Here is a 26,933-nt window from a genome sequence, read left to right on the forward strand (position 1 = left end):
TCCGGATGAGGCACCGCCCCACCCAGCGCGGAGGAGGGCACGACAGTCTGGTCTTCGGCCTTCTGCGTGAGCGCTGCGTGAGCGGACTGGGTGGCACTAGGGTGGACCCGGCGTCATGGTGATCACGGTCGGACGCCTCTGATCTGGGGAAACGGGATTCTGCGGCACCGCTCAGCACCACCCAGGATGATCTTGCAGGCCCTCGTAATGCGTAGGTCTCGGGTTCGAATCCCGAAGGCGGCTCTGAAGGACCCCAGGACTCACTCGCCGTGACCTGGGGTTTTTCGCTTTCGTTGACCCTGGAATCCGGGCCGATCAGACAATCGCAGAATATGAATCGCAATGCGTGGGTCCAGGCTTGCTTTCCGTGACCTTATAGTCGACCTGGGCCTCTGAACTGGACTTTTGTCTATCTGGGAAGGATGGGTCAGGCATACGCAACGGGTCTCGGTGGGCAACCGGTGGACAGGCGTGCATGACACTCGATCAGCGTTTTCGCTTCCCCTGGGCCCTCGGGTGGGAAGGGGTCATCGTCGATGTGAGGGTCGGTGGCGTCGGGACTGTCTGGTCCCGACAGGCCTCACCTCCGCTTCGACTCCGGCGATGATCGCGGCTGGGCGGTCTATCGGATGCGAGCGTCGAGGTATGGGTCAGTGGGCTGCGCCGCTGCCTGAAGTTCCGAAAGCTTCGACATGCCTGCCGCCCCGATGCCGAGCGGCCCAGCCCGGCCAAACGCCCTGCCCAGCGACGTTGCCAAATACCTCGGTTGGCGACCTTGGCGGAGGGCGTGGAAGCCCTTAGCGGGATGTCGCTCTTTCCATGGTCGCCGAGAAGAAGCCGCGTTTCGAGGGCTTGTCCGAGGGCGCACGGCGGAAGGACATCCACCCCTCCAGGAGATCGCGCGCCGGAACTTGTCCGCCGGGCGCGCCGACTGCCGGGGGCGGGTCGCTGAGGTGACGGAGTCTTCCCGCGCCCGAGAGGGCGGACAGCTGCCATCGCGAACGACCGGCGTGCAGGCAGACGTTCCCGCCGGGTTCGAGCTCGTACAGCACCGGGGGCTGCCGAACCGCCTCGGCGAAGCGGCTCCACACTGTGTCGGACGCGGTCACCCGCACATGGCGTTCCCCCTGCCACGGCGTGCGCCACCGCGCGGCGAGTCGGTGGTCGAGCTGGCGCTGGGTCGGGTGGCGGACGAACTCAAGGTCGGCGTGGGTCATCGCGTGCCCGAAGTAGTGCACCGCGTGCGTCAGTGCCGCTTCACCGTCGAGGCGGGTGCCGGTCTCGATGCCGTTCAGCAGGCCGTGTTCGGCGTCGAAGTTCGCCGAGAACAGGGCGCCGTACCGTTCGTCGGCGATGACCCCCTTGGCGTGGTTCGTGGAGTCGGCGAAGACGCGTACGCCGAGGTCGGCGAGGGCAGCGGCGTCCCGGCGCTGGGAGGCGGGGTGGTTGCGGCCGCGGCACAGCAGCCTGACGTCAAGGGAGTGCTTGCGCATCGCCTGTGCCAGGGGATCGAGCAGGATGTCCGGGCGGTCCGTCATACCTTGCAGCGAGTAGGTCGCCAATATCAGACTCGTGCGGGCCCTGGCGATGATGTCGTGGAGGTGGCCGAGGATCAGCCGCTCGCTGTCGTGGGTCCAGATGATGCCCGTTCTGGCCGACACCGGCGGCACCGGTACCCGGCAGCGGCTCGGGGCGGGTGTGTGCTGGCGTATCGAATATCCGGCTGGGCCGGGCGGCATCGCGTACGAACAGGAGTCCCACAGGCGGGTGAAGAACCGGGCCAGCCGGTCCACCTCCGCCCGCTCGGTGATCAGCGCGCCGTTCTCCCCGATCGAGTTCAGGCCGTTCGTGTCCAGGTTGGCGCTGGAGACCAGCGCGGCGCGGTCGTCGACGAGAAGGAACTTGGCGTGACAGTCCGGGCGGCCGCGGACCGCCACGCCCCGGCGGGTCAGCTCGGCGAAGTGCTTCTTGTGGGTCTGTGTGGCGGCGTCCGGATCTGGGATGTCCAGCAGCTCCGCCAGCTTGCGGCGCAGGCTCTGCTCGCTCAGTTCCGACACCACGTAGACCCCGCCGCGCAGTCGGTCCGCCGCTTCGAACAGGGCTTGGAGCAGCTCCGTCTCCCCAAGGAGGTAGCTCGTGACGAAGACCTTGTGCCGCGCCGATCTCACCAGGTCGAGTGCGGCCTCCTTGATCGTGCGCGGGGAGGCGGGGTAGGTCAGGACATGGCGGTACGCGCTGTCGTCGCCGCCACTCCGTCCGGCGCCGGGGGCGTACGGCTCACGTGCCTTCCTCGGCTCCCGCACCAGGAAGTAGCCCTCGTCGTGCACGAGTGCGCCGAGGTCGAGACGTTCAGTCATGGGGGAAGTCCTCGGTCTCGCGGAAAAGGTAGATCAACTGGTAGTGCCCGAGCTGCCAGACGCGCTCCCGTACGGCGTGCGGTGTGAGGAGCGGGGCGGAGGTCGGCAGCCGGTCGGCGGCTTCGCGGCAGGCGGCGGTGATCACGCCGGCCGGCTCCGGCGAGGAAAGGAGCCGATGGACGATTTCCTCACGGGCGAACAGGCCGCGCGCATGGTCGTCGTCGGGGAAGAACCAGCACACCACCTCGACCACGGCCTCCTCGTCGGCCACCGCCAGTCCCATCGGCTGGGTGAGCGAGCGGCCGTCGGCGCACAGTGCCGCTGCGGCGGCGCCGCCGATATGCAGATTCCACTCCACAGGACCGCGTCGGCTGACCCGGTTCAGCGGCGGAGTGCCGACGCTGGCCTGCGGCGGCACGAGCACGCGCCAGGCGTCGTGCTGGACCTCGTCGTGCCGCAGCGCCGCGGTCAGCGCCAGCCAGCCGTTCGTCAGGGCCTCGGCGCCACTCAGGTCCGCCTCTATCTCGGTCTCCACGTTGTCGCCCTGCTGGGCTCCGCGCCGCGCGCGGCGCATGAACACTGCGTCCACCTGAAGATCGCCGGTCGGCGAGCGTCGCACCTGGGCCCGGCAGCGGTAGGCGGGGCAGGTCGGCGGCTTTCCGTCCTGCCTGGCATCGGTGTACAGCGGCATGTCCTCGACGGGGGCCGGTACGTCCACGATCTCGGCACCGAGACACGCCGCGGTGCCGGCCCTGACCCGTTCGCCCAAATACTCGGCACGCCGGGCGCCGGCCAACGGGGCCGGGAGGGGAGCCCGCTTGCCGGCGCCGAGTTTCTGGTCCAGTCCGCGCAGCCAGCCGCCCGGACCTCCGCCGAAGGCCAGGAGATCTCCCGAGCGCGGCAGGAGGACGAAGTCCGCCGCGGCGTCCACCACGCGTGCCACCGCCTGGCGGCGCAGTGTCCGCTCGGCACCGGAAAGCTGTACTCCGTATCCGTTCCGCTGAGGGAAGAGCACCCCGGCGGCCACCAGACGCCAGGCCGCTCCCGCCAGCACCGACGGGGGCAGGTCCGTCACTTCCGCGAAGTCCGCCGGTTCGACGCTTCCCAGCGACAGCCCCATCTCCAGGACCAATCGTTCCAGCACCGTCAACTCCCGTGGCTCCGTGACCTGTACGGGAACGCCTCGCCAGTACATGAACGGGACAAGGGCCTCGGCGACCACGGCGACGGTGTCCGGCCCGGTCTGCGGGGCGTCGACAGACCACAGCTTCACCCTGTCACCGGCTGGTCGAGTCGTTTGAGCAGGATGGTGTCGGGATGGCCCGGGGTGAAGAGGTCGAACATATTGGCGTAGAAGTCCTCGGCCGCCGGGACCCCGCGCAGGCCGGCCAGGGTGTTGCGGTGCCCGATCAGCAGGATCGCGCGGCGGGCGCGGGTGGCAGCGACGTTGAGCCGGCGGATGTCCTGGAGCCATAGCGCGAATCCGGGACGTTCCCGCCGGCGCCCCCGGCGGGTGCGGCAGAAGCTGATGATGACCAGATCGCTCTCCTGGCCCTGAATACGGTCTATGGAGTCCACCACCTGGAAGTCGAGAACCCTGAAACCGGGGTAGCGCGGAGCGCCGAGGCGTCTGCGGATCTCGTGGGCCTGGGCCTTGTAGAAGGTGAGCACACTCACCGTCACCCGCCGCTCGCCGCGGGCCGCCAGCTCGCTTTCCCAGATGCGGCAGGCTGCCTCCACCGACCGCGCTTCGAGTGCGTTGACGAAGCCCGTGCCCACCAGGTCCTCGCCTGCCCGCGGATCGTCGGAGGTGTCGAGGAAGACCACGGGACGGGGGAACGTGTTCGCCGTGACCAGGGGAGTCAGCTTCATCCGCGCGGGCGGCGGGGACACGTATCGGCCCCCGTACACCGGGCCGCGTACCAGTTGGGCGATCGAATCCACCATCCGGTGCTGTTCGGTCAGGCGCACGCAGAGCGCCGGGGCCTCGCTGACGCAGCGTTCGAACAGGCTCTGCACCAAATGTCGCCGCATCATGGCCAGGAGCTCGCGTTCCGCGTCTTCGTTACGGCTGCGCAGCCGCTGGTACGCCTCCTGGTACGTCGCCCGGTACGCCGACTTCCAGAGCCCTGAGTCACGCAGATGCTCGGCGATCCGCTCCACCGGCTCCGTACGGAACCGGTGCAGTTCCTCGTCCTCGTGCCACAGCTCGCCCAGGTGCCGGACCGCCGCAGGCACGGTGGGCGCGGCTCCGCGCTCCGCCATGTGGACCGCGGCGAGCGCGTGCAGATGGTGTTCGTCGGTGGCCTCGACATACGGCGGCAGTTGCCGTTCGTCACCGACCATGATCCAGCGGCGGGCCTGTTTGGCGCCGATCAGGAACTCACTGTCGATGACCCGGCTGGCCTCGTCGACGATCAGGGTGTCGAAGTCCGCGTCGCGTACGTCGCTGTCGCCCGCGAAGCCGACGGTCGTGCAGCACACCAGGTTCGCCGCGCGGGCCAACTGCTCGCCCAGCGCGCCGAGGAGGAGAGCGCCCTCGGCATCGGAGGCTGTGTCGCTCTGCCCGGTGAGCTGGAACCAGCGCTGTTCGAGGTGGGCGAGGCGGCCCAGCCGGTCGGCGCGCGTACGGTTCTCCGCCGCCCGGCGGGAGAGACGCTCCGGGTCCAGCCCGGCGAGCTCTACGTCGGCCGCCAGCCGGGCGCGGCCCAAGGCCACCGCCCGCTGCGCGACATCGGCTCGGGCGTCGGCATCGGTCCACGCCTCTCGGAACGCGCCGTCCCTTTCGGCTTCCTCACGCGCCAGCAGCGCGGCCGTGCGCCGTCGTTCCGCAAGCAGGGCATCGGCCGCGCGCCGTACGCCGTGCGCCTCCCACACCTCACGCCGGGCATCGCTCCGGGCCCGGCCGGCCTCGGCCAGCGCACCGGCTCCGAAGACGGCCAGGAGCCTCAGGACGAAGCGGGAACGGCCGCCTTCCGCGGCGGTGAAAGCCTCCGCGGAGTGCGCCTCCTGTTCTTCCGCGAGCCGGGATCTCGTGTTGGCCCGGTCGGCCGCCGTGCGGGCCTCGGTGAGCTCCGTGGTGGAGGCCGTGACCGCGGCCCGGTGGTGGGTCCGCCAAGCGATCCAGCCGGCGGCCGTATGCTCGCGCTCCTCGGTGGCGGCGTCCAGGGCCACTCGTGCAGCGTCGCAGGACTCGATGAGGTCGGCCGCGCCGTCGAGTGCCGCCCGCTCCGCGTTCCACTCCGGGGCGCGGGCGGTACCCGGGCGCCGGGCCCGCTCGGCGAACTCCTGCGCCAGATTCTGCTTGGTGAAACCGCAGAGTTCGGCTCTGACCCGCGAGTCGTCGCCGGCCACCCGCATCGCGAGGACACCGTCCGCCCGCCCGACACGGCGCAGCACCTCGTCCACCGCCACATGCATCGGTGCCAGCAGCAGGACGCGCTCGCCGCGGGCTGTCAACTGCCGGACGATCTCGCTGATCACCGTGGTCTTGCCGGTACCGGGCGGCCCCTGGATGAGCAGGGCGTGCGGGGTGCCGAGCGCACCCGTTACAGCCGCCCGCTGCTCCGTATTGAGGTCTCTGTCGAACAAGGCCGGCGGGTCGGGAAATCCGCCCGCCGGCATGGGCAGCGAGCCGGGGTGGCTGAGCAGACGGGCCAGGGAGTTCCAGTCGCCCTCGACCTCCTCGCGTAGAAAGCTCCGGAGGGCGTAGTCGTGCCGGCCCAGGGCGAATCGCGGCTCGTAGTCGAGCGATACGGCCGTGCCGGGGGTGAGGCGGCCCTTGGCCGGCGGATCCAGGTACAGCAGATCGTCCTCGACGCCGACCACAGCCAGCCGCCAGGGACCGCCGCCGGCAGGCTCGCCGTCCGGGTTCGGGACGGCGGTGCGGACACTGACGTCGAGCACGAAACCGCATGCGAACTCGGCACTCCGCGGGGGCAGGCGTACACACACCGTGTCGGGATGGGCGGGCGCGCTCGCGCCCGTGGCCGCGTTCGAGTTGTCGGCGATCACCTCACCCTCGGCCCTGCGGGCGCCCTCGGTCTCGCCGCGCTGCTCCAGCAGCTTGATCACATCGGTCAGTGGCGCGAAATGGCGGCGTACCAGGGCATGCAGTTGGCCGTGCTCGTCGGTGTGTGCGCTACGGCCGCGCAGCAGATCCGCCGCCTCCTTGCCCGCCTCGGAGAGTGCCCGCTGATAGGCCAGGCCCTTGGTGACCCACCGGTGGACCTCGGCGATGTCGCATACCCGCTCGGCATGGGGCGGGTGGAAGTCCACCCATGCCGGAAGCCGAGGGCCGCGGTGGGACAGACCGCGGTGGGCCTTGACCGAGGTCACCACGGCCAGCGGCTGATACGCATGCACGGCGGGCTGGGAGCTGACGTACACATCGAACCGGGTGCCGCTCAGGACGTAGTACTCCGACTGCCTGCCCTGGCGCTTTACGCTCCGCAGGCCCGCGGCCAGATCCGCCGCCACGGCGTTCAGGTCGGTGTCCAGCTCCGTCAGGATCCGTAACAGGCCCTGGCGGAAGGTCAGCGGGATCATCAAGGAGCCTGCCGGTTTCGCCGTCCTCCCCGCGATCAACTCGCTCAGCTCCGTGATCCAGGAGCGTGGTGTGCGCAGTGTCCAGTCAGCCATTCAAGCTTCCTTCCGCCCAGTCGCCCGGCTGCCCACCCGTCGCTGCCTGGTGCGCCCTGCTCATCGGTCGGTCCGGATGAACCTCAACTCCTCGCACAGTGCGCCGATGTCCTCCTGGGCATCTGTCGTCGCCCAGTAACCGCGCAGGACGGCCTGGGCCTTGACTCCGAGCGTCTTGCTCTCCTTCGGCCCCACCGTGGCCGAGCCGTGTGCCAGCACCGACCGGTTGCGTGTCGTCGCCAGGCTGTTGAGGTGGGAGAGAGCCTTGGGCCCTGCGAGTTGGGCGTGGCGCGGCAGGTCGTCGCCGAGCGCCGTGAGCAGCACGGCGGCGCTCATCAGACCGATGACGGGCGGTAGTGTGCCGTCGACGTCCTTCCTGCCGATCGTGCGCAGGATCCCGGCGTGGCGGGCGCTCAACGCCTCGACGTCATCGGTGAGCAGGGTGTAGTCCGGCCGCTCGCACCTGAACCCCGGTGCCAGCCGTTCCAGCCGTCCGGCCAGGCAGCCTTCAATGGCGCGGTAGTAGAGCAGCGCCGCGAAGTCGTTCCGGCCCACTTCGCGGTAGTGCTCGCCGAGGACGAAGAAGCAGATCAGCAGGCTGCCCTGGTCCCCCTCGGCGAGCGAGCGCAGGAACATCAACTGCCGTTCCAGCCGTCTGACTGTCTGGATGCTGACGTCGTGCCGTATCTGCCGCAGCGCTTGTTCGGTGGCCGTGACGCCCTGGGGGAGTTGCGTCAGGTCCAAGTCACACCACGCTCGGTACAGCTCGGAGAGGGCGCGCATGAAGCGGGCCCGGCCCGGCTCCACGATGATCTCGCACAACTCGTCGTACCGCTGCCGCGCGGGCTCGAACGCCCCGCTCGCGAACATCTCCAAGGCTGCGGACATGCTCTCCTCGCCGAAGAGCGCCGTGGGGTTGTCCAGCAGAAGCAGCCGGTCGGACCCGGGCAGCGGTCTGAGACGCACGGGGTCGTAATCGCTGTCGATGTAGCACAGGTCCAGTCCGAGCTGCCATGCCGCCAAGGCCGCCGCGGCACTCATCACCTTGCGTCCGCCGGTGATGTCGATCACGGCGTACGGCTTCTCCTCATCGAGCTTCTCCAGCTCTTCGAGTTCGCTGCGGACCACGCGGTAGATGCCCAGCGGATCCGTCGGGACCACCGGAGCGTGCCGGAAGTCCTGATAGCGCAGCCGCCCGTCCCCGACGACCTGCTCCCCGATCACGTCGACGCTGCTGCGGGCGTTCTGCGAGGTGACGACCAGCATGCGCTGAGGTTTGAGCAGTCGATAGACCAGCACCGTGGTGACGGGTGAGAAACCCGCGAGGCTGATCAGCAGGCGCACAGGGGGGTGCGGCCGACTGCTGCTGTGCAGCAGAGCGCGTTCGACCACCTCGTCGAGCATCTGGTCGAGGTAGAAGCGGGTGGCCTGCTCCTTGAGGTCCCCCGGCCCGTAGACCTCCTCGCCTGTCTCGATACGGCGCAAACGTGCGGTCTTTCCCTCGAATGACTCCACTCGGTCTGTCTCCCCGGTACATCCCGCAGCCTCACTCTGGGCGACGGACTCTAGCAAGGTGTACTGACCGGGCCGGAGGATTCGCAGAACCTCCCGAACCGGAGTGCGGCGGAGGTGGCGTCGCTGGTGGTGGACGAGGCGATGGCACAGCGCCTGCTGGATTGGCTGCTGCCCGACGGTGACCCGCTCGCCGTGTTCTCGGCGGCCGAGGGCGAACGCTTCTGCTGATGCGAGCTGCCCACCACGGGGCGTGCGGAAACGGACCGGCCGCCGGTGTCGCCGCCCTTGACGGCGTCCGAGCCGCTCGTAACCATGTCGAACGCCGCCATCTGCGATGGAGACTCGACGTCTGGGCCCATTGCGGCACCTCAGCACCTGAGTACCCGAGTCCGGCGCCGCTTCCGATTCGCTCACCTGGGTTCATCTGCGGGTGATCTGCGGGTGATCTGGGAATTCACCATCACGTGAACTTGTGGAGGTCGTGTCGGTTACCCGGGCCTGTATGTCTAAGCTCCGTCATCGACCTTCAGGAGGTATTGCTTTGCCTCTCCATTTATGCCCTTGGTGCATTCTTGTCTGCTGAGCCGGGTGATTCCGGCCCTCTCGTTCGGCGGATATACGGGACAGGAATTTCGGTGTGCCGTACCGGTTGGTGGATCGAGCCGTTCGCGCAGTGTTGCCGTCCGCGTGATCCGTCGTTCCGGGCGGTACCGGTCGGGCCCCGGTGGGGAGGTGAGCGGCGGCGCGGGGGGTGTGCCAGGGCCCGGTGACGTCGGGCGTCCCTGCCCCGATTCCGCTTCCGGAAACGAAGTGCGCGCGATGTCGGAAAAACAGGGTCAGGAATTGACAGGGCGCTCTGCGGTATGCCCTCGTGAGCCGCCGGAGGGGCGATTCTTTCGGGTGGTCAATAATTGACAGAGGGGTTGTCGGCGTGCCCTCGGTGGCGCGTGGATATTCGGGTCTCTTCGTGGACGTCCGGGAATTGACAGATGCCTATCGGCTGCCTACGGTCCGGTCGTCAGGTATTCCCGATCGCATCCGAAGAAGGCATTCGTGACCGCGTCTGCGTTGCCGAAAGTGGAGCGGCAGTTGATTCTTGCCGTTCTCATGGTGTGTTCCCTGCTGATCTGGCTGGACAACACGGTCCTGAGTACCGCCCTGGAGACCCTCGCGGACCCCGTCCATGGGCTGAACGCCACCCCCTCCGCGCTGCAATGGGCCACCGGGTCGTACACGCTGACCTTCGCCACCTTGATGTTCACCGCCGGCGCGCTGGGTGATCGCTACGGTCACCGGTCCGTGCTCGTGACGGGGCTGGTGGTCTTCGCCGGGTCCTCGGTGTGGGCGGCGTACGCGGGTGACGCGGGGCAGTTGATCGCCGCCCGGGCCGCGATGGGCGTCGGCAGCGCGTTGATCATGCCTGCCAGCCTGGCCATCCTCATGTGGACCTTCACCGGCCCCGCGCGGTCGACCGCGATCGCCGTCTCCTCGACCTCCGCCGGTGCCGGGATGGCCGTGGGTCCGGTGCTCGCCGGATTGCTCCTGGAGCACTACTGGTGGGGCTCGGTCTTCCTGGTCAACGTGCCGGTCGTGGTGCTGGCGCTGGTCGGTATCGCCCTGCTGGTACCGGACTTCCGCAGCCCCGTGGTGCGCCCGCTGGACCCGGCCGGGATGCTGCTGTCGATCGGCGGCCTCGCGGCGCTCGCCTACGGGCTGATCCGCGCGGGGCAGGTGCCGGCCTGGAGCAGTACGGACGTCTGGGTGCCGATCGTCGCCGGACTGGTCCTGCTGGCCGTCTTCGTGCTGGTCGAACTGCGCGTCAAGGTACCGAGCTTCGATCCCCGGCTGCTCGCGCGACGCGCGTTCGGCGGCGGCAACGCGGCGCTCGGGCTGCTCCTCTTCGCCGTGTCCGCCCTCACCTTCTACAACGCGTTCTACATGCAGGGCGCTCGCGGCTACTCGCCGATGGAGGCGGGCCTGGCCGGTCTCCCGACCGCGCTCGGCGCGATCCTGGGGGCGCCCCTCGGCGCGTACCTGGTGCGGCGCTGGTCGTTGCGGCTCGTCACCGTGCCCGCCCTCACCGTGGCGGCGCTGACCATGGGCGCGTACGGGCTCTTCGGGCTGCGGACCCCCCTCGGCTGGATCGAGCTCCTGCTGCTGGTCCAGGGGCTGTCCATCGGCATGGTGCTCGGCCCGGTGACCGCGGCGCTGATCAGCACACTGCCGCTGGACCGGGCCGGTGCCGGGTCGGCGGTCACCAACACCGTGCGGCAGACCGGCAGCGTGATCGGGATCGCCGTCGGCGGCACGATCATGTCGATCGTCTACCGGCGCGCCGTCGAACCCTCGCTGGACGGGATGCCCGGGCCGGTACGGGACCAGGCGCGGGTCTCCGCCGAACAGGCCCGGCATGCCGCCGCCACGACCGACCGGCCCGCGCTCGCCCGGGCCGCCGACGACGCGTTCGTCCACGCCATGCACGTCGGCGCCGTCTGGATCATGTTCGTCACGCTCCTCGGTGCGGTCGTGCTGCTGATCTCCCTGCGCTCGGGTCCGGGGAGCGAGGCGCCCGCCGGACATGAACTGGACCGCGGGCCGGGCCACGAGCCGGGCCATGACCTGGACCACGCGCCGGGCCACGACCTGGGCCACGCGCCGGGCCACGACCTGGGCCACGCGCCGGGCCATGAGCAGGACGGCGGCCCGGTCACGGGCGGAGCGACCCCCCGGACCGGGGCCGATGTCCGACGCGCCCCCGACCCCGTACCGCCCGTCCCCGACCCGGACTGACGCGGCCCCGATCCCGTACCGCACGCCCCCGACCCGGATTGACGCGGCCCCGACCCCGTACGGCACGTCCCGACCCCCTACCGGCCCGTGGCAGCCCCCGGCCCCATCAACCCGCTGCCACCGGTGCCGGACCCCGCCCCGGCGTCTCGTATGCTCCCGGCCATGAGCGGTGGGGATTCCGGTGGACGGGTGATCGACGGGCGCTTCGCGCTGGAGGCCCGGCTCGGCGGTGGCGGGATGGGCATGGTCTGGCGGGCCAGGGACCTGGTCCTCGACCGGGCCGTGGCGCTCAAGGAGGTGCGCCCGCCGGACCCCGCGCTTGCCGAGTACGACCCGGAGGCGGCCCGGCTGCTGCGCGCCCGGGTGCTGCGCGAGGCCCGCGCGCTGGCCCGTGTCGAGCACCCCAACGTCGTCACGATCCACCATGTCGTGGACGGCGGTGACGACACCTATCCGTGGCTCGTGATGGAGCTGGTGACGGGCGGATCGCTCCAGGACCGGCTCGCGCGCGGCCCGATGGCACCCGCCGAGGCCGCCACGCTGGGCCGAGAGGTGCTGGCCGCGCTGCGCGCCGCGCACGGCGTCGGCATCCAGCACCGTGACGTGAAACCCGCGAACGTGCTGCTGCGCCCGGACGGACGTCCCGTCCTCACCGACTTCGGGATCGCCGCGATCCGCGAGTCGACCGCGCTGACCGCCACCGGCTCCATCATCGGGACGCCCGACTACATGGCGCCCGAGCGGATCACCGGCGACAACGGCGGTCCCGGCTCCGACCTCTGGTCGCTCGCGATGATGCTGTACGTGGCGGTGGAGGGCCACCATCCGCTGCGCCGGGCCACCACCCTGGCCACCCTCGCCGCCGTGCTCAACGAGACGCTGCCGCCGCCGGAGCGGGCCGGCGCGCTCACCCCCGTACTGGCGGCGCTGCTGGTCAAGGACCCCGCCGCGCGGCCCGATCCGGAGACCTTCGACCGGATGCTGGCGAGCGTGGTGGAGGGCGTTCCGATCCAGGGCGTTCCGATCCAGGGCCTTCCGATCCAGGGCCTTCCGGTCCAGGGCGGCACGACCCAGGGCGGGGCCGCGCCCGGCGGGCCGCCCACCACCGCCCCGTTCGCCGCCCCCGGTACCGCCGCGACAGGTTCGTCCGCCGCACCCGGATTCGGCCCGCCCGGTTCCGGCACGCCGGTGTCCGCCTCGCCCCCGGTGCCCGACGCGGCGCCCGGTACGGGTGCCCCCACCCCGCCCGCGTTCGGCCCGCCCTCCGACGGCACCTCGTACCGGCTGACGCCCCCGGCCGGGGCCGCGGCCGGGAACCCGTACACCCAGGGGGGCGCCGACCCGTACGGCGTCACCAGCCAGGGCCGGTCCCCCCAGGACCAGCGGATCGCGCGGCGGTTCCGGCGGATCGCCGTCGGCACCTCCGCGGTGAGCATCGCCGTCACGGCCGCGCTCGTCTGGCAGTTCCTGCCGGAAGGCACCGACGGTGACAGCGGTGACAGCGTGGGCGCCGGGGCCGGGAGCCGGACACCGTCCGCCACCACTCCCTCCCCCTCGGGCGGCGACCGGGCGTCGGACGAACCCGCCGCGGACGGCCCGCCGTCGGGTGAGCGGACGTCCGCCGCGCCCTCGTCGACCGCCCCCCGGCCCGGCGGCGGGGCCACCGACCTGCTCACCCCGGACGGCATCCGGCTCGCCGTCGCGGCGATCGAGAAGGAGACGGGTACGGACCGGGTCGGCAGGTTCACGGTCTATCCGGAGCACATCTCCGCGAACGTCCTGCTCAAGGGCAGCGACAAGCGGTACGACAGCTACACGTACCGCGTCGGCCGGGGCCTGGAGAAGGGCATCATCAGCGGCAGTCTCGCGAGCAGCCAACAGCCCATGGACCTGGACGACTTCGACTGGGACGTGCTGCCCGCGCTGCTGAAGCGCGCCGAGAAGGACCTGAACGTCAAGGAACCGACCGCGCGCTATCTGGTCGTCAACGAGCCGATCGAGGTCCTCGACACCCCGGTGACCCTCGGGGTCTACTTCAGTGACAAGTACGACGGCGGCTATCTGACCGCCGACCTCGACGGCAAGGTACGGGACATCTACCCCGCCGAGTCCTGACCTGTACCTGCTACCTGCTACCTGCTACCTGCTACCTGTACCCGTCACCCGTACACAGCCTCGGACCCGTACCCGTACCGGCCTGCGTACCCCCGCCCGCACCCCGCACGGAGAGCCACCGCAGCATGCCCGCACCGGACGTGTCCCCCGTACCCGGCGATCTCGCGGCCGACCCCGCGTTCCTCGCCTTCTGGGAGGAGCGCCATCTCTGCTTCCTGACCACGCCACGTCCCGACGGCACCCCTCATCTGGTGCCCGTCGGGGTGACGTACGACCCCGTGACCGGTATCGCCCGGGTCATCTCCAGCGGGACGAGCCGCAAGGTCCGCAACGTCCTCGCGGCCGGTCCGGGCGCGCGGGTCGCCGTCAGCCAGGCGGACGGGGGCCGCTGGGCGACCCTGGAGGGCATCGCCGTCGTCCGGGACGATCCCGCCTCCGTCGCGGACGCCGAGGTCCGCTACGCCCGCCGCTACCAACCCCCGCGCGTCAACCCGCGCCGCGTCGTCATCGAGATCGGCGTGACCCGGGTCATGGGCTCCGTCCGTACGAAGCGGGCCCCCGCGGCGGACTGAACAAACCGGGGACTGAACACCCCGGAGCGCACACCCCCGGCGGACGAGCCTGACGGCGAGCCAGGTCGAGCCCCGGCGGACGAGCCCCGGCCACGGGTCGGGCCCGCGCCGGGGGCCGATGGGCGGCCGGGGCCGAGGGCGGACGGCTCGCCCGCGCTGATGGGGTCGACGAGGTCCGCCGGGGTTCGCCGAAGCCCGTTGCGGCCGATCGGGTCAGCGGGGGTCGGCGGAGAACACCGGGGTGCGGTCCAGGTCGTGGCCGCGCAGCCGGTAGCTGTCCCCCTGGAGCGTCACGACATCCGCGTGATGGGCGAGCCGGTCGATCAGCGCCTTGGTGACGGGGGTGTCCCCGAAGATCTCCGTCCAGCGGTTGAACGGCTTGTCGCTGGTGACGACGACGGACGCCCGCTCGTAGCGGTGGGAGACCAGCCGGAACAGCAGATGCGTCTCGTCCGGGGTGAACGGCACGTACCCGATCTCGTCCACGATCAGCACCGAGTACCGGTCGAGCCGGGCGATCTCCTCGGTGAGCCGTCCCGCCGAGCGGGCGGCGGCGAGCCGGGCCGTCCACTCCGCGCCGGTCGCGAACAGCACGTCGTGCCCGGCACGGCAGGCCCGGGTGCCCAGGGCGATGGCGAGGTGGGTCTTGCCGGTGCCGGGCGGCCCGAGGAAGACCGCGTTGGACCGTCCGTCGACGAAGTCCAGGGTGCCCAGCCGGGTGATGGTCTTCCACTCCAGGGCCCGCTGGTGGTCGTCGTCGAACTCCTCCAGCACCTTGCGGGCGGGGAACCCGGCCGCGTGGATACGGTCCTCGGCCGCCGCCGGGCCGGTCACGGCGTTCCGGATGGAGCCGTCACGGCTCCCGGGGGAGCCCTGCGCGGGGATGGCGGCGCGGCGGGGCCGGGGGATGCCGACGCCCTCGGTACCGTCACCGCCGGGGAGGCGGTATCCGTCGCGCTCGTCGTGCGCCGGGGTGCCGAAGCCCGGGTCGGCGAAGTCGTGTTCGCCCTTGGCGCCGGGCCGGCCGTGCTCGCCGGGCGGGCCGCTGTCCGGGTCGTCCGGGTCGTCGGGGCCCTTCGGCGGGTCGCCGCCGGTGTCCGGCCCGCCGCGTCCGCGCAGGGTCGGCCGGTCGCCGTAACTCTTGCGTTCGTTCCGGGCGGCCTCCTGCTCCGCCGCGAAGTCCGGGGGACGGCTGTGGGCCTCCATCGGCCCGGACATGTAGGCGAGGATCGCCGCGGACAGGATGAAGGCCATATGGATCACGGTCCCCCACAACAGCGAGTGCTGGGAGGTGTGGGACACGTCCACGAACATCTGGAGCAGGTGCACCGACGAGATACCGACGATCGCCGTGGCCAGCTTGACCTTCAGGACGTTGGAGTTGACGTGCGACAGCCACTCGGGCTGGTCGCGGTGGCCCTGGAGACCGATACGGGAGACGAAGGTCTCGTAGCCGCCTACGATCACCATGATCAGCAGGTTCGCGATCATCACCACGTCGACCAGCTTCAGGACGGCGAGCATCACATGCGTCTCGTCCGCCTGGCCGCTGATGACAGCGGTGATCAGATGCCACAACTCGTTGAAGAACTTGTAGACGTACACGCCTTGCGCGGCCACCAGCCCGAAATACAGGGGGGCTTGGAGCCAGCGGGTGGCGAACAGGGCGTAACCGAGGGACGAAGCCGCGTAGCTCCTGAAATCCGGCTTGCGCGACGTGGGCGTGGCAGGACCGGTCAACGGCATCTCCCGGAGTGGCATGGGGGGTGGCAACCCGGGCGTGACCGCCCGCGTACACGCACCCAACGACCCGATGGAGCGGAGCGTCACCGCCGGACGGTCGGCGGTTGACGACTTCGGGCCGCACACTTCCCGTCACCGGCGCCCGCCTTCCTCGCTCTGCCTGGGGTCGCGGTCCGCTCCCGGCGGGGATTCCCGCGCCCCGGAGGACGGCCCGGGGCGTCAACACCCGGGCGACGGAGGCGGGGTGGCGGGTGAGGAAGGTGTGACGGGTGGGGTCGGGAGTGGGGGGACGGGGCCGGGGTGGTGTCGCCGTGCGTCCTGAACTGCCCTACCGACCCGGTTACTTCCTATTTCGCGTCCGCGTAGCACCGCACGACCGAGGTGGTGAAGGGGAAGCGGACCGGGGTGGTGCCGAAGACGAGGCGGGCGGCGGTGGCCGCGGACTCCTGGATGGCCGCCGTGACCTGGTCGACCTCGTCGGCGGGGCAGTGGACGATGACCTCGTCGTGCTGGAAGAACACCAGTTCGGCGGCGAGGCCGGCGCAGGCCGAACGCAGGGCCGCGAGCACCAGGAGCGTCCAGTCCGCGGCGCTGCCCTGGACCACGAAGTTGCGGGTGAAGCGGCCCCGCGCGCGGGTGTTGGTGGACGCGTAGCCCGGGACGAACCCGCTCTCCCCGGCCGGGTCCTCCGGCTCGTCGCCGGTCTGGGGAATGCCCGCCTCGTCCTGTCCCGCGTCGCCGGAGCCCGCCGCCGGGGGACATGTGCGCCCCAGCCAGGTCCGTACGAGACGGCCTTCCTCGCCCGCACGCGCCGCGTCGTCCACGTACGCCACCGCGCGCGGGAAGCGGCGGCGCAGCGCGGCGAGGTGCTTCAGCCCGTCGCCCGAGGTCTGGCCGTAGACCGCGCCGAGGACGGCGAGCTTCGCCTGCTCGCGGTCGCCCGCGAACGCGCGGTCGGACACCTCCTGGTACAGATCGGTCTCCCGGCCCGCGACCTCCATCAGACCGGGGTCACGGGAGATCGCGGCGAGCACCCGGGGCTCCATCTGGTCGGCGTCGGCGACCACCAGCCGCCAGCCCGGGTCGGCGACGACCGCGCGGCGGATCACCTTGGGGATCTGGAGGGCGCCGCCGCCGTTGGTGACCCAGCGGCCCGTGACCGTGCCGCCCGGGAGGTACTCGGGGCGGAACCGGCCGTCCCGCACCCAGTCCGCCAGCCAGGACCAGCCGTGGGCGACCCACACCCGGTACAGCCGCTTGTACTCGACGAGCGGCTTGACCGCCGGGTGGTCGATCTCCTCCAGCTCCCAGCGGCGGGTGGAGCGCACCCGCACGCCCACCTGCGCGAACGCCTTGACGACATCCGCCGGCAGATCGGGCCGCACCCGGCGTCCGAAGGCCGCCGACACCTCGTCCGCGAGCTCGGCCAGCCTGCGGGGCTCGCCGCCCGCGTACCGCTCGCCCAGCAGGTCGCGCAGCACCTCGCGGTGCACATCGGCCCGCCAGGGCAGGCCCGTCGCGTTCATCTCGGTGGCGACGAGCGCTCCCGCCGACTCCGCCGCCGTCAGCAACCGCATCCGGCCCGGGTGCGCCGTGGCGTCATGGCGGCGCTGCTGGCCCGCGTACACCTCCAGCAGCGCCGCGAGCGGTACGGGCACCGGGCGGGGCTCGAACAGCGAGGACTGCGCGCCGGGCTCGGCGGAGCGCTGCGGGGGGTCGGGCGGCACCGGGCGGTCGTGCAGCCGGGCCCACGCGGCGGCGGCCGACCGGGGCTCGCCCAGGCGGCCCTCATGGCCGAGCAGCAGCCCTTCGGCGGTCTCGACGTCGTAGCACCGCGGCACCGGCACCCCGGCGGCGAGCAGCCGGGGGTACGTCTCCGCCGTCGAGCGCCAGATCCAGCGGGTGACCCCGGGCCGGGACCGTACGGCCTGAGCCAGGTCCGGCTCCCGCACGGGCGGGGCGGCGGGCAGCCCGTCCCCGCCGAGGGGGGCCAGCTCCGCGCCGCCGCCCTCGACCGGTGCCACGGCCCACCGTTCGCTCATGTGTACGAGTCTCGCACCGGCCACTGACAATGCCCCCTGGTACGGCTCTGACCTGCTGATACGCGAGAATGTCCCGTCTTGGCGCGCGAGCCCCGGCGGCACTCCGGGCAGGCGCGCGGCGGACGGGCGGCGGCTGGGCGGTGACCGAGGGCTGACGCGGCGGGCTCCCGTCGGGAAAAGTTGTCCACAGGCTGTGGACAATGTTCGGGGTGCGGAACGGCGCCGGGTGCCCGGCGGCTGCGACCATCCTGGTGAGCGGTGGCCACCGGGCGCGACCGCCGTAGGGAGGTATGTCGATGACAGCGGGGCACGGCCGGACGGCCGACGGAGGCCACGGCCGGGACGCCGGTGAGGGCACGGTCGACCGCGCCTTCGCCGCCGCCCTCTACAGCGACGACGACACCGGTCTCGACACCGGCGCCTCGCTGCTCGCGGCCGACCCGGACGCCGACACCGAGCTGGGCAGCCGGGGCGAGGACCTGCTGACCACGGCCTGGCGGCGCGGCTGGCAGCCCGCCGATGTCGTCCGCATGGTCCGCCGTGAACTGACCGGCGCCCAGGAGCGGTTGACGGTCCTGCTCATCGGCCGGGAGACCCCGCGCCATGATCCGCTGCCGCCCCGCTGGGACGGACAGCTGCGCGCGCTCGGCGCCCGGCCCGCCACCTCCGCCCCGGGTGATCCGCTGCCGCGCGCGCCCCGCGACCACCCCGACCGCTTCTCCTGGGCGACGGCCGTTCTTGAGCTGTACCGGCTGCTGCTGCGGCTGCCCGCCGTCGAACCGGTCGGGCCCCTGCCCGGTGAAGCCCTGACCGTGCCCTTCGCCGGTGAGCCGAGGACCCTGGCGCGGATCAGGGCCCTGCTGGCCAAGGCGGAGGCGACGACGTTCCCCGAGGAGGCCGAGGCACTCAGCGCGAAGGCACAGGAACTCATGGCGCGGCACAGTGTGGACGAGGCCCTGCTGGCGGCCCGTACCCACGCCAAGGACGTGCCGGGGGCGTGCCGGATCGGGGTGGACGCCCCCTACGAGACGGCCAAGGCGGTCCTGCTGGACACCGTCGCCACGGCGAACCACTGCCGTGCCGTCTGGAACGGCGACCTGGGCTTCTCCACGGTGGTCGGCTTCGCGTCCGACCTGGACGCGGTCGAACTGCTCTACACCTCGCTGCTGGTCCAGGGCGCCACGGCGATGACCCGCGCGGAGGCCGCGCAGCGCGCCGCCGGACGCAAGCGCACCAAGACGTTCCGCCAGTCCTTCCTCGCCGCGTACGCCCACCGGGTGGGCGACCGGCTCACCGCGACCGCGCGCGAGGTCACGTCCACGGTGCCGGAGTCACTGCCGGTGCTCGCCGCCCGGGAGGTGGCGGTCGCGGGCCACGTGGACAGCATGTTCCCCCGGACGACGTCCACCCGGCTGCGCGGTGTCACCGACGCGGCGGGCTGGGACGAGGGCACCCGCGCGGGCGACTCGGTGTCGCTGCGCGGCGGTGGACGCGGCGACCGGGCCGGACACGGTCCGGGACGGCTGACGGACGGCGACGGCTGAGTGTGCCCGTACCAGATGTGACGTGAACGCACGCACCCGCGCGCGGGAGGCCGTTGAGACCTCCCGCGCGCGGGTGCGTGACGTTGTGGGGTACCGGCCCCCGGGGGGCGTGTTCCCCGGGGGCCGGAGCCGGTGGGGTCCGCCGGTCAGCGGGCCTCGCGGCGTCCGTATCGGCGCTCGAAGCGCTCCAGTCGGCCGGCGGTGTCGAGCACGCGCGCGGTGCCGGTGTGGAACGGGTGGCTGGCGTCGGAGATCTCGACGTCCACCACCGGATAGGTGACGCCGTCCTCCCAGACGACCGTCTTGTCGCTCGTGGCGGTCGAACGGGTGAGGAAGGCGTGGTTCGCGGCCCGGTCCCGGAAGACGACCGGTCCGTACGAGGGGTGGATGGTGTGCTTCATGGCGTCTACCTGTGTCCTTCCTGGGAGGGTCCGGTGACGGTCGTCGTCACCGGTGCCGGCGCGGCCGCGGCCGACGGGGTCAGCGCTCCTCGCGGAACGCGACGTGCCGGGCGGCGACGGGGTCGTACTTCCGCAGCGTCACGCGGTCCGGGTCGTTCCGGCGGTTCTTGCGGGTCACGTACGTGTACCCGGTGCCCGCGGTCGACCTCAGCTTGATGATCGGTCGGAGTTCGTTGCGTGCCATGACGGCAGTGTACTGAAAATGAATCCCGTTTTCAAGTGTCCGTTCCATGGGGATACGGGGCCTCACGCGCGCGGGGCTTCCGCCAAGGGGCGCGCGCCCCCCTCCTGGTAACTTGCTGCGGACCTCCGGCCCACGCCGGAACCGCCGCTCCGCCCGGCATTTGGGGGACCCCGTGAAGCCATCGCCCTCGACGGATCAGGGGTCCGCGCCGCAGCGTCGGACGGCCGTGGGGCTCGCCGTCACGGCACTCCTGCTCACCCTGAGCGCCTGCGCCGGTGCCGACAGTGGTGCCGACGGTGAGGGGCCGGGCGCGGGCGGTGGCGGTCGGCCGTCCGGGCCGGACGGCGCTTCCGCGACGGCACCGGGGGTGGCCGGGGCCGCGGCGGGGACGGACGGAAGCCTCCGTCGCGCCGACGCGCTGGAGGGCGGCTGGCTGGCGACCACCGGGGGCAAGGCCGTCGCCCTGGTCGTCACGGGCCGTGAGGCGGGGCTCTTCGCGAGCGGCGGCACGGTGTGCGGCGGTTCCACCGGCGAACGCGACGGCGACCGGACGATCACCCTCACCTGCACCAGCGGCGCGTCCGACCGGGTCGACGGCACGGTCACGTCCGTCGCCGACGACAGCCTCACCGTCGACTGGAAGGGCCGCCCCGACCCCGAGACGTACCGCAGGACCGAGAACGGACAACTGCCGGGCGGCCTGCCGACCGGGGGCCCGTCGGGCGGAGCCCGGTAACCGTCCAAGCCGGTCGTAGCCGGTCGTCCAAGCCGGTCGTCCAAGCCGGTCGTCCAAGTCGGCCGTCCGGGGCGGCGGGACATAGCCGACGGAGGTGGGGACGGCAAGGCTCGCGCCGGACACCGCGGGCGGTCCGGGGCGGGGCGGCCGGTTCCGCCGGGGGTGGCGACGGCCGCCCGGTTCGCGCCGGGGGCGGAACTCGCCGCGGTGGCCGGGCCGGATGTCCACGGCCCGGCGCGGTGACCAGGGCGGGTCCGGCGGTGGCGGGTGGCGCGGGGAAGGGTTCCAGCCGTTTCCGCTCGGCGGTGGCCCCGGATCGCGCGGACGCGCGCGGTGCCCCGGTCTGGCGCGCGCCGAACAGGAGCGGGAGGCCACGGTGGCCTCCCGCTGAACACAAGGGGCCCGGCACGCGTCTTCTCCTGGGGGCGGGTTGACGCGATCCCGCCTACGGCTACGGGCCGCGGCTCCGCGATCATGGACAGCGGGTGGCCCGCACATGTCGGGTGGGCGCGCGGGAAGTCGCTCCACCGGGCGGTGGACCGAGCCGGGACCAGGAGCTGTAATCACGGGGCCACCCCCCGTGCACGTGCATCCGCCCATGCACTTGCATGTGAAACAGAGCTATGATCCGGCTCAGTTGACCGTTGCAGCAAACGCCACATCAGCCACTGCACCACCGGGAGCGACCTGTGCATGACGTGTACAACGGCATGGCCGCCGCAAAGCTGCGAGATGTGGCCTGGCAGAAGAGCAGGCACAGCAACTCGCAGGGCTCCTGTGTGGAGTTCGCCCGGCTGCCCGACGGTGAGGTGGCGGTACGCAACTCCCGCTTCCCCGAAGGTCCCGCGCTGGTCTACACGCGCGCGGAGATCGAGGCGATGCTGCTGGGCATCAAGGACGGCGAGTTCGACCACCTGGTGACCGGCCCCTGACGCTGCCCGGCAGCGGTACGACCTGGACGGCGCCTTCGGGGTGGCCGTCCGTCCGTGTGCACAGGGGAACATCCCGCCGGACCGGCCGTCCGGGCCGGGGCGGGTGCCGTACGCGTTCGTGCCCGGTGGCGCGGGGCCGCGCGGCGGTTCGCGTACGACAGGGCGGCGCGTGGAGCGGCGCACAGGTCCGCGCTCCCGCGCGCGGGAGCCGTCAGATCCGGAACAGGGCCCATACGACCTTGCCCGCCGGTGCGCCCGACAGCGGGTGCCAGCCCCAGCTGTCGCTGAACGAGTCCACCAGGAACAGTCCGCGCCCCGACTCGGCGGCGAAGTCCTCGGCGGCCTCCTCCGCGTCCCGGGCGACGGGGGACTCGTCGCTGGGGTCCCGTACCGCGCACACCAGGCGCCGGGTCCAGCGCATCAGATGCAGCCGGACCCCTGAGGTCTCCCCGTCCGGGGTGTCCTGCGGCAGCGCGTGGCGCAGCGCGTTGGTGACGAGTTCCGACACCACGAGACAGATGTCGTCGAAGCGCTCGTCGGCCCGCCACTCCGTGAGGGTGTCCTGGGTGAAGCGTCTCGCCTCGCCCACCGCCTCGTAGCGCGCCGACAAGGCGCAGGACGCGGCGCTGGAGACCGCCGTGGGGTCGATGGGGGGAAGCCCCTGCCTTAACGGCTCCAGCATGGTCGATCCGTTCGTCCCCATGCGAGGCACTCCCGTGTTCGCGGCCCTGGCGGTACTCCGGATACTGCGGTGGTGCGTCGACCATGGTTCCCAATGCGCACAGCAGATGCAAGGGCAGATGCACGTGCACGCGCCGGAAATGGACTGGACCATACTGCTTCTCGATGATTTCTTCCGTGGACTTCTTGTCCGGGCCTCTCACTGCCTTTCCCATTTCTGTAACCGTATGAGTACGGGCTGGAAGGTTTTAGTGGCAGACTTCGCCACCTGAAGACGTTGGGGAGGCTGACGAAGTGACCGCAGGCGAGTCATGGGGGGATCCCCAGACCGAGGCCGCCGGGGGAGGTTCAGTGGTGCGACGCATCCTGCTGGGCTCGCAACTCAGGCGACTGCGGGAGTCGCGCGGCATCACCCGGGAGCGGGCCGGCTACTCGATCCGAGCCTCCGAATCGAAGATCAGCCGCATGGAGTTGGGACGGGTGAGCTTCAAGGCTCGGGATGTCGAGGACCTGCTGACCCTCTACGGCGTGAGCGCCGACGCGGAGCGCGGACCGCTCCTCTCGCTCGCCAAGGAGGCCAACGTCGCCGGTTGGTGGCACAGTTACACGGATGTGCTGCCCGGCTGGTTCCAGACGTACGTCGGGCTGGAGGGCGCCGCGTCGCTGATCCGGGTCTACGAGGTGCAGTTCGTCCACGGACTGCTCCAGACCGAGGCGTACGCGCACGCGGTCGTCTCCCGGGGCGGTGCGAGCCGTGCCGACGTCGAGCGGCGGGTCGCGCTGCGTCTGGAGCGGCAGAAGGTCCTGGTGTCGGAGCGCGCCCCGCACTTCCATGTGGTGCTGGACGAGGCCGCGTTGCGCAGACCCTACGGCGACCGCGAGGTGATGCGCGGCCAGCTCCAGCACCTCATCGAGATGTCGGAACGGCCGAATGTCACCCTCCAGGTGATGCCGTTCAGCTTCGGCGGGCACGCGGGCGAGAGCGGCAGCTTCACGATGCTCAGCTTCCCCGAGTCGGACCTCTCGGACGTCGTGTTCCTGGAGCAGCTCACGAGCGCGCTCTACGTGGACAAGCGGGACGAGGTCGCACAGTACGCAAAGGTCATGGAAGAACTCAGGACGGACAGCCCCGGTCCCTCCGAGACCCGTGACCTGCTCCGTGGTCTGCTCCAATTGTCGTAACACACAAGTACGATGACGTCTCATCAGGCACCGCCGCCTGCGCATGCCCTCTGCGGTTGGGGATCGTATGTCCTTCTTCACTGACCTGGCCCACCAGTACATCGATGGCGAATGGCGGACCGGCAGCGGCTCGTGGGACATCATCGACTTCAACCCGTACAACGGCGAGAAGCTGGCCGCCCTGACCGTGGCCACGCGCGCGGAGGTCGACGACGCCTACCGGGCGGCGGAGCGGGCGCAGAAGAGCTGGGCGGACGTGAGCCCCTACGAGCGGCGCGGCGTCCTGGAGCGGGCCCTGAGCATCACCGAGGGTCTTGAGGACGAGATAGTCGAGGCTCTCATCGACGAGCTCGGCGGCACCCGCGCGAAGGCCGTCGCCGAGGTGCACATGGCCAAGGAGTTCCTGCGCGAGTCGATGCATCTGGCGTTGCGCCCCGCGGGCCAGATCCTGCCGGCCGCCGAGCGGAGCCGGGAGAACCGCCTGTACCGGGTCCCGGTGGGCGTCGTCGCGGTAATCAGCCCGTTCAACTTCCCCTTCCTGATCACCCTCAAGTCGGTCGCCCCGGCGCTCGCCCTGGGCAACGCGGTCGTCATCAAGCCCAACCAGAACACCCCCGTGGTGGGCGGCGGACTGATCGCCCGGATCTTCGAGGAGGCGGGCCTGCCCGCCGGGCTGCTCAACGTCCTCGTGACCGACATCGCGGAGATCGGTGACGCGCTCATCGAGCACCCCGTCCCCAAGGTCGTCTCGTTCGCCGGATCGGACCGCGTCGGCCGTCATGTCGCCGCCGTCAGCGCGGCCCGCCTCAAGCGCTGCGTCCTCGAACTCAGCGGCAACAGCGCCCTGGTGGTGCTGGACGACCTGGACGAGGCCGGGCTGGACTACGCCGTCGGCGCGGCCGTGTACAGCCGGTACGTGTACCAGGGCCAGGTCTGTATGGCCGCGAACCGCATTCTCGTGGACCGCTCCCTGGAGCGCGAGTTCACCGAACGCTTCGTCGCGCGGGTACGGGCGCTGCGCACCGGTGACCCCCGTGACCCGGAGACCCATATCGGCCCGGTGATCAACGACTTCCAGGCCGAGGCCCTGACCAACCTCGTCGACCAGGCCCTCACGGAGGGGGCCACGGCCCTGCTGCACGGCCGGACGATCGGCAATCTCGTGGAGCCGACCGTCCTCACCGGGCTGCCCGACGATTCCCCGCTGCTGCGCCAGGAGATCTTCGGCCCGGTCGCGCTGCTCCTCCCGTTCGACGGCGAGGACGAGGCCGTCCGGATCGCCAACAACACCCCGTACGGGCTCGGCGGTGCCGTGCACACGGCCGACACCGAGCGCGGGGTGAGCTTCGCGCGTCGCGTCGAGACCGGGATGTTCCACGTCAACGACAGCACGATCCACGACGACCCGATGGTGGCCTTCGGCGGGGAGAAGCAGTCGGGGCTCGGCCGTCTCAACGGTGAGGCCACCGTCGAGGCGTTCACCACCTGGAAGTGGATCTCGGTCCAGCACGCCCGCCCCCCGTTCTCCTTGTGAGTTCCCCTTCCGGCCCCTGGTCCGGTACCCGGTTCCGGCACCTGGTTCCGCCCGGCACCCGGTTCCCCGGTGGGACGCCGCTCCGCGGAGTGCGGCGGGCCTGTGACGGCGGGACCGTCCGGGACCGCGCAGGGCGCTGCGGGGCTACTCTGGTCAAAATTGACCAGTGTGCAGGTGAAGGGTGTGGGGATGTCGGCGATCCGGCTGCTCGTTCTGGGGGCGGTGCGCCAGCATGTGCGCGCCCACGGCTACCAGGTGCGCAACGACCTGGAGTACTGGGGCGCCCATGAGTGGTCCAACGCCAAGCCGGGTTCGATCTACCACGCCCTGAAGCAGATGGCGAAGCAGGGCGTCCTGCGCGCGCACGAGGTGGCGCCCTCCACGGCCGGCGGCCCGCCCCGGGTGGAGTACGAGCTGACCGGGCGGGGCGAGGAGGAGTTCCTCACCCTGCTGAGGGGGGCCCTGACCACGTACGACCAGAAGTCGGACGTCCTGTCGGCGGCCATCGGCTTCATCGTCGACCTGCCCCGCGACGAGGTCGTGGACCTCCTCAAGCGGCGGGTGCGGGCCATGGAGGAGTGGCGGACCACGGTCCTGGAGTACTACACACCCGGGCCGGGGCCCGGCGAGACCGACCACATCGGCGAGATCATGAACTTCTGGGTCCACTCGGCCGACTCGGACGCGGCGTGGACCCGTGGGCTGATCGCGCGGATCGAGGGCGGCGCGTATGTCTTCGCGGGCGAGGGGGAGCCGTTCGTCGGCGTCCTGACCGAGGGCCAGGTCAATCCGTACGCCACCGGCGAGACCCATCCCGGGGACAAGCACTGACCGGTGCTTGAGGGTGCGTGGCGGGGGTCGGTGCGGCGGTCGGCGGAGAACTTCTTCTGATCAAGTTTGACTAGCGAACCTTGGGGCACTACCTTGTGCGAGCTGCTAGTCAAGTTTGATTAATGTGAGGGAGGGGCGATGGCCGAAACGGCGATCGCGGTCGAGGCGGTGCACAAGAGTTTCGGCGCCAAGCGGGCCCTGGACGGGCTGGACCTGAGGGTCGCCCGGGGCACCGTCCACGCCGTCCTGGGACCCAACGGCGCGGGCAAGACCACCCTGGTGCGCGTCCTCGCGACCCTGCTGCGCCACGACGGGGGCCGGGCGACGGTGGCCGGGCACGACGTACGCGCCGACGCGGACGGGGTGCGCCGGCGGATCGGTCTGCTGGGCCAGCACGCGGCGCTGGACGAGGAACTGGGCGGACGGCAGAACCTGGAGATGTTCGGGCGGCTCCACCACCTGGGCGCCCGTGGCGCGGGCGCCCGCGCCGACGGACTGCTGGAGCGGTTCGGCCTGGCGGACACCGGCCCCAAGCCGGTGAAGCGGTACAGCGGCGGCATGCGGCGCAGGCTCGACCTCGCCGCGAGCCTGATCACCGAACCGGAGGTGCTGTTCCTGGACGAGCCCACGACCGGGCTCGACCCGCGCGGCCGCGCGGAGGTGTGGTCCTCGGTCCGCTCACTGGTCGGCGGCGGCACCACCGTGCTGCTCACCACGCAGTACCTGGAGGAGGCCGACCAGCTCGCGCACCGGGTCTCCGTGGTGGACCAGGGGCGCGTCATCGCGGACGGCACCGCCGACGAACTGAAGGCACGGACCGGCGGCGACCGCCTCGACGTGGTCGTCCGGCGGCCGGACCAACTGGCCGCCGTGGCAAGGATGCTGCCCGGCGGAGCGGTGGCCGACCCGGACCGGCGGCTGGTCAGCGCCCCGGTCACCGACCGGATGGCCGCGCTCACGGGCGTCGTGCGCGCGCTGGAGGAGTCGGGCATCGAGGCGGAGGACATCGCCGTCCGCCGCCCCACGCTGGACGAGGTCTTCCTGCGACTCATCGAGGGAGCGGCGGTATGAGC

Annotated in this window: 19 protein-coding genes; 10 read left to right on the forward strand and 9 right to left on the reverse strand. The window is 71.4% G+C overall.

Annotated features, from left to right (window positions below; genetic code table 11):
• Nucleotides 1–797: 797 nt before the first annotated feature.
• Genes OG711_RS22040 through OG711_RS22055 form a run of 4 tightly spaced genes read right to left on the reverse strand, consistent with a single transcriptional unit; the run spans nt 798 to nt 8,483 of the window.
• Nucleotides 798–2,357, reverse strand: a complete 1,560-nt coding sequence (locus OG711_RS22040; protein WP_329560154.1) for a phospholipase D-like domain-containing protein — start codon at nt 2,355–2,357, stop codon at nt 798–800.
• Nucleotides 2,350–3,630, reverse strand: coding sequence for a hypothetical protein (locus tag OG711_RS22045; RefSeq protein WP_329560155.1), 1,281 nt, complete (start codon nt 3,628–3,630; stop codon nt 2,350–2,352). The genes OG711_RS22040 and OG711_RS22045 overlap by 8 nt, the downstream gene beginning before the upstream one ends.
• On the reverse strand, nt 3,627–6,998 hold the full coding sequence (locus OG711_RS22050; RefSeq protein ID WP_329560156.1) for a DEAD/DEAH box helicase: 3,372 nt from the start codon (nt 6,996–6,998) through the stop codon (nt 3,627–3,629). Before OG711_RS22050 ends, OG711_RS22045 begins: the two co-directional genes overlap by 4 nt.
• A 60-nt stretch (nt 6,999–7,058) precedes the next feature.
• Nucleotides 7,059–8,483 (reverse strand): hypothetical protein, encoded by a 1,425-nt coding sequence (locus OG711_RS22055; RefSeq protein WP_329560157.1) that lies wholly within the window; start codon nt 8,481–8,483, stop codon nt 7,059–7,061.
• Between the two features lie 1,119 nt (nt 8,484–9,602).
• Between OG711_RS22055 and OG711_RS22060 the strand changes: the two genes are divergently transcribed.
• From OG711_RS22060 to OG711_RS22070, 3 genes are all read left to right on the forward strand, one after another.
• Complete coding sequence (locus OG711_RS22060) at nt 9,603–11,303, forward strand: MFS transporter (RefSeq protein WP_329560158.1); 1,701 nt, start codon at nt 9,603–9,605, stop codon at nt 11,301–11,303.
• A 162-nt stretch (nt 11,304–11,465) separates the two neighbouring features.
• A complete protein-coding gene (locus tag OG711_RS22065) occupies nt 11,466–13,418 on the forward strand; it encodes a serine/threonine-protein kinase (RefSeq protein WP_329560159.1) in 1,953 nt (650 codons plus the stop codon).
• Between the two features lie 125 nt (nt 13,419–13,543).
• Nucleotides 13,544–13,990 (forward strand): pyridoxamine 5'-phosphate oxidase family protein, encoded by a 447-nt coding sequence (locus OG711_RS22070; protein WP_266517098.1) that lies wholly within the window; start codon nt 13,544–13,546, stop codon nt 13,988–13,990.
• A 213-nt stretch (nt 13,991–14,203) separates the two neighbouring features.
• On the opposite strand, the gene istB is transcribed toward OG711_RS22070, so the two are convergent.
• Both istB and OG711_RS22080 read right to left on the reverse strand, forming a co-directional pair.
• The gene (istB, locus tag OG711_RS22075; RefSeq protein ID WP_266517093.1) at nt 14,204–15,736 is read right to left on the reverse strand and encodes an IS21-like element helper ATPase IstB; all 1,533 of its coding nucleotides are present in this window, start codon (nt 15,734–15,736) and stop codon (nt 14,204–14,206) included.
• Nucleotides 15,737–16,080: 344 nt separating this feature from the next.
• Complete coding sequence (locus OG711_RS22080; protein ID WP_329560160.1) at nt 16,081–17,775, reverse strand: bifunctional 3'-5' exonuclease/DNA polymerase; 1,695 nt, start codon at nt 17,773–17,775, stop codon at nt 16,081–16,083.
• Nucleotides 17,776–18,071: 296 nt separating this feature from the next.
• On the opposite strand from OG711_RS22080, the gene OG711_RS22085 reads away from it, so the two are divergent.
• Nucleotides 18,072–19,319, forward strand: coding sequence for a DUF2786 domain-containing protein (locus OG711_RS22085; RefSeq protein WP_329560161.1), 1,248 nt, complete (start codon nt 18,072–18,074; stop codon nt 19,317–19,319).
• Between the two features lie 146 nt (nt 19,320–19,465).
• Here the strand turns inward: OG711_RS22085 and OG711_RS22090 are convergent, their stop codons facing one another.
• A complete protein-coding gene (locus OG711_RS22090) occupies nt 19,466–19,720 on the reverse strand; it encodes a type B 50S ribosomal protein L31 (protein ID WP_073795345.1) in 255 nt (84 codons plus the stop codon).
• Nucleotides 19,721–19,799: 79 nt separating this feature from the next.
• Complete coding sequence (rpmG, locus tag OG711_RS22095) at nt 19,800–19,964, reverse strand: 50S ribosomal protein L33 (RefSeq protein ID WP_073795342.1); 165 nt, start codon at nt 19,962–19,964, stop codon at nt 19,800–19,802.
• A gap of 172 nt (nt 19,965–20,136) precedes the next feature.
• Between rpmG and OG711_RS22100 the strand changes: the two genes are divergently transcribed.
• A complete protein-coding gene (locus OG711_RS22100) occupies nt 20,137–20,700 on the forward strand; it encodes a hypothetical protein (protein WP_329560162.1) in 564 nt (187 codons plus the stop codon).
• A gap of 710 nt (nt 20,701–21,410) precedes the next feature.
• Nucleotides 21,411–21,632 carry a DUF397 domain-containing protein gene (locus tag OG711_RS22105; protein WP_073795602.1) on the forward strand — a complete coding sequence of 74 codons (222 nt, stop codon included), beginning with the start codon at nt 21,411–21,413 and terminating at the stop codon, nt 21,630–21,632.
• A 211-nt stretch (nt 21,633–21,843) separates the two neighbouring features.
• On the opposite strand, the gene OG711_RS22110 is transcribed toward OG711_RS22105, so the two are convergent.
• Nucleotides 21,844–22,335, reverse strand: a complete 492-nt coding sequence (locus OG711_RS22110; protein ID WP_073795337.1) for an ATP-binding protein — start codon at nt 22,333–22,335, stop codon at nt 21,844–21,846.
• Between the two features lie 272 nt (nt 22,336–22,607).
• Between OG711_RS22110 and OG711_RS22115 the strand changes: the two genes are divergently transcribed.
• From OG711_RS22115 to OG711_RS22130, 4 genes are all read left to right on the forward strand, one after another.
• On the forward strand, nt 22,608–23,495 hold the full coding sequence (locus tag OG711_RS22115; protein WP_073795335.1) for a helix-turn-helix domain-containing protein: 888 nt from the start codon (nt 22,608–22,610) through the stop codon (nt 23,493–23,495).
• A 67-nt stretch (nt 23,496–23,562) separates the two neighbouring features.
• Nucleotides 23,563–25,029 carry an aldehyde dehydrogenase family protein gene (locus tag OG711_RS22120; RefSeq protein ID WP_329560163.1) on the forward strand — a complete coding sequence of 489 codons (1,467 nt, stop codon included), beginning with the start codon at nt 23,563–23,565 and terminating at the stop codon, nt 25,027–25,029.
• A gap of 189 nt (nt 25,030–25,218) precedes the next feature.
• A complete protein-coding gene (locus tag OG711_RS22125; protein WP_073795599.1) occupies nt 25,219–25,860 on the forward strand; it encodes a PadR family transcriptional regulator in 642 nt (213 codons plus the stop codon).
• Nucleotides 25,861–25,998: 138 nt separating this feature from the next.
• Nucleotides 25,999–26,931 (forward strand): ATP-binding cassette domain-containing protein, encoded by a 933-nt coding sequence (locus tag OG711_RS22130; RefSeq protein WP_329560164.1) that lies wholly within the window; start codon nt 25,999–26,001, stop codon nt 26,929–26,931.
• Nucleotides 26,932–26,933 lie beyond the last annotated feature (2 nt).

The sequence above is a fragment of the Streptomyces uncialis genome (assembly GCF_036250755.1).
GTDB lineage: Bacteria > Actinomycetota > Actinomycetes > Streptomycetales > Streptomycetaceae > Streptomyces > Streptomyces uncialis.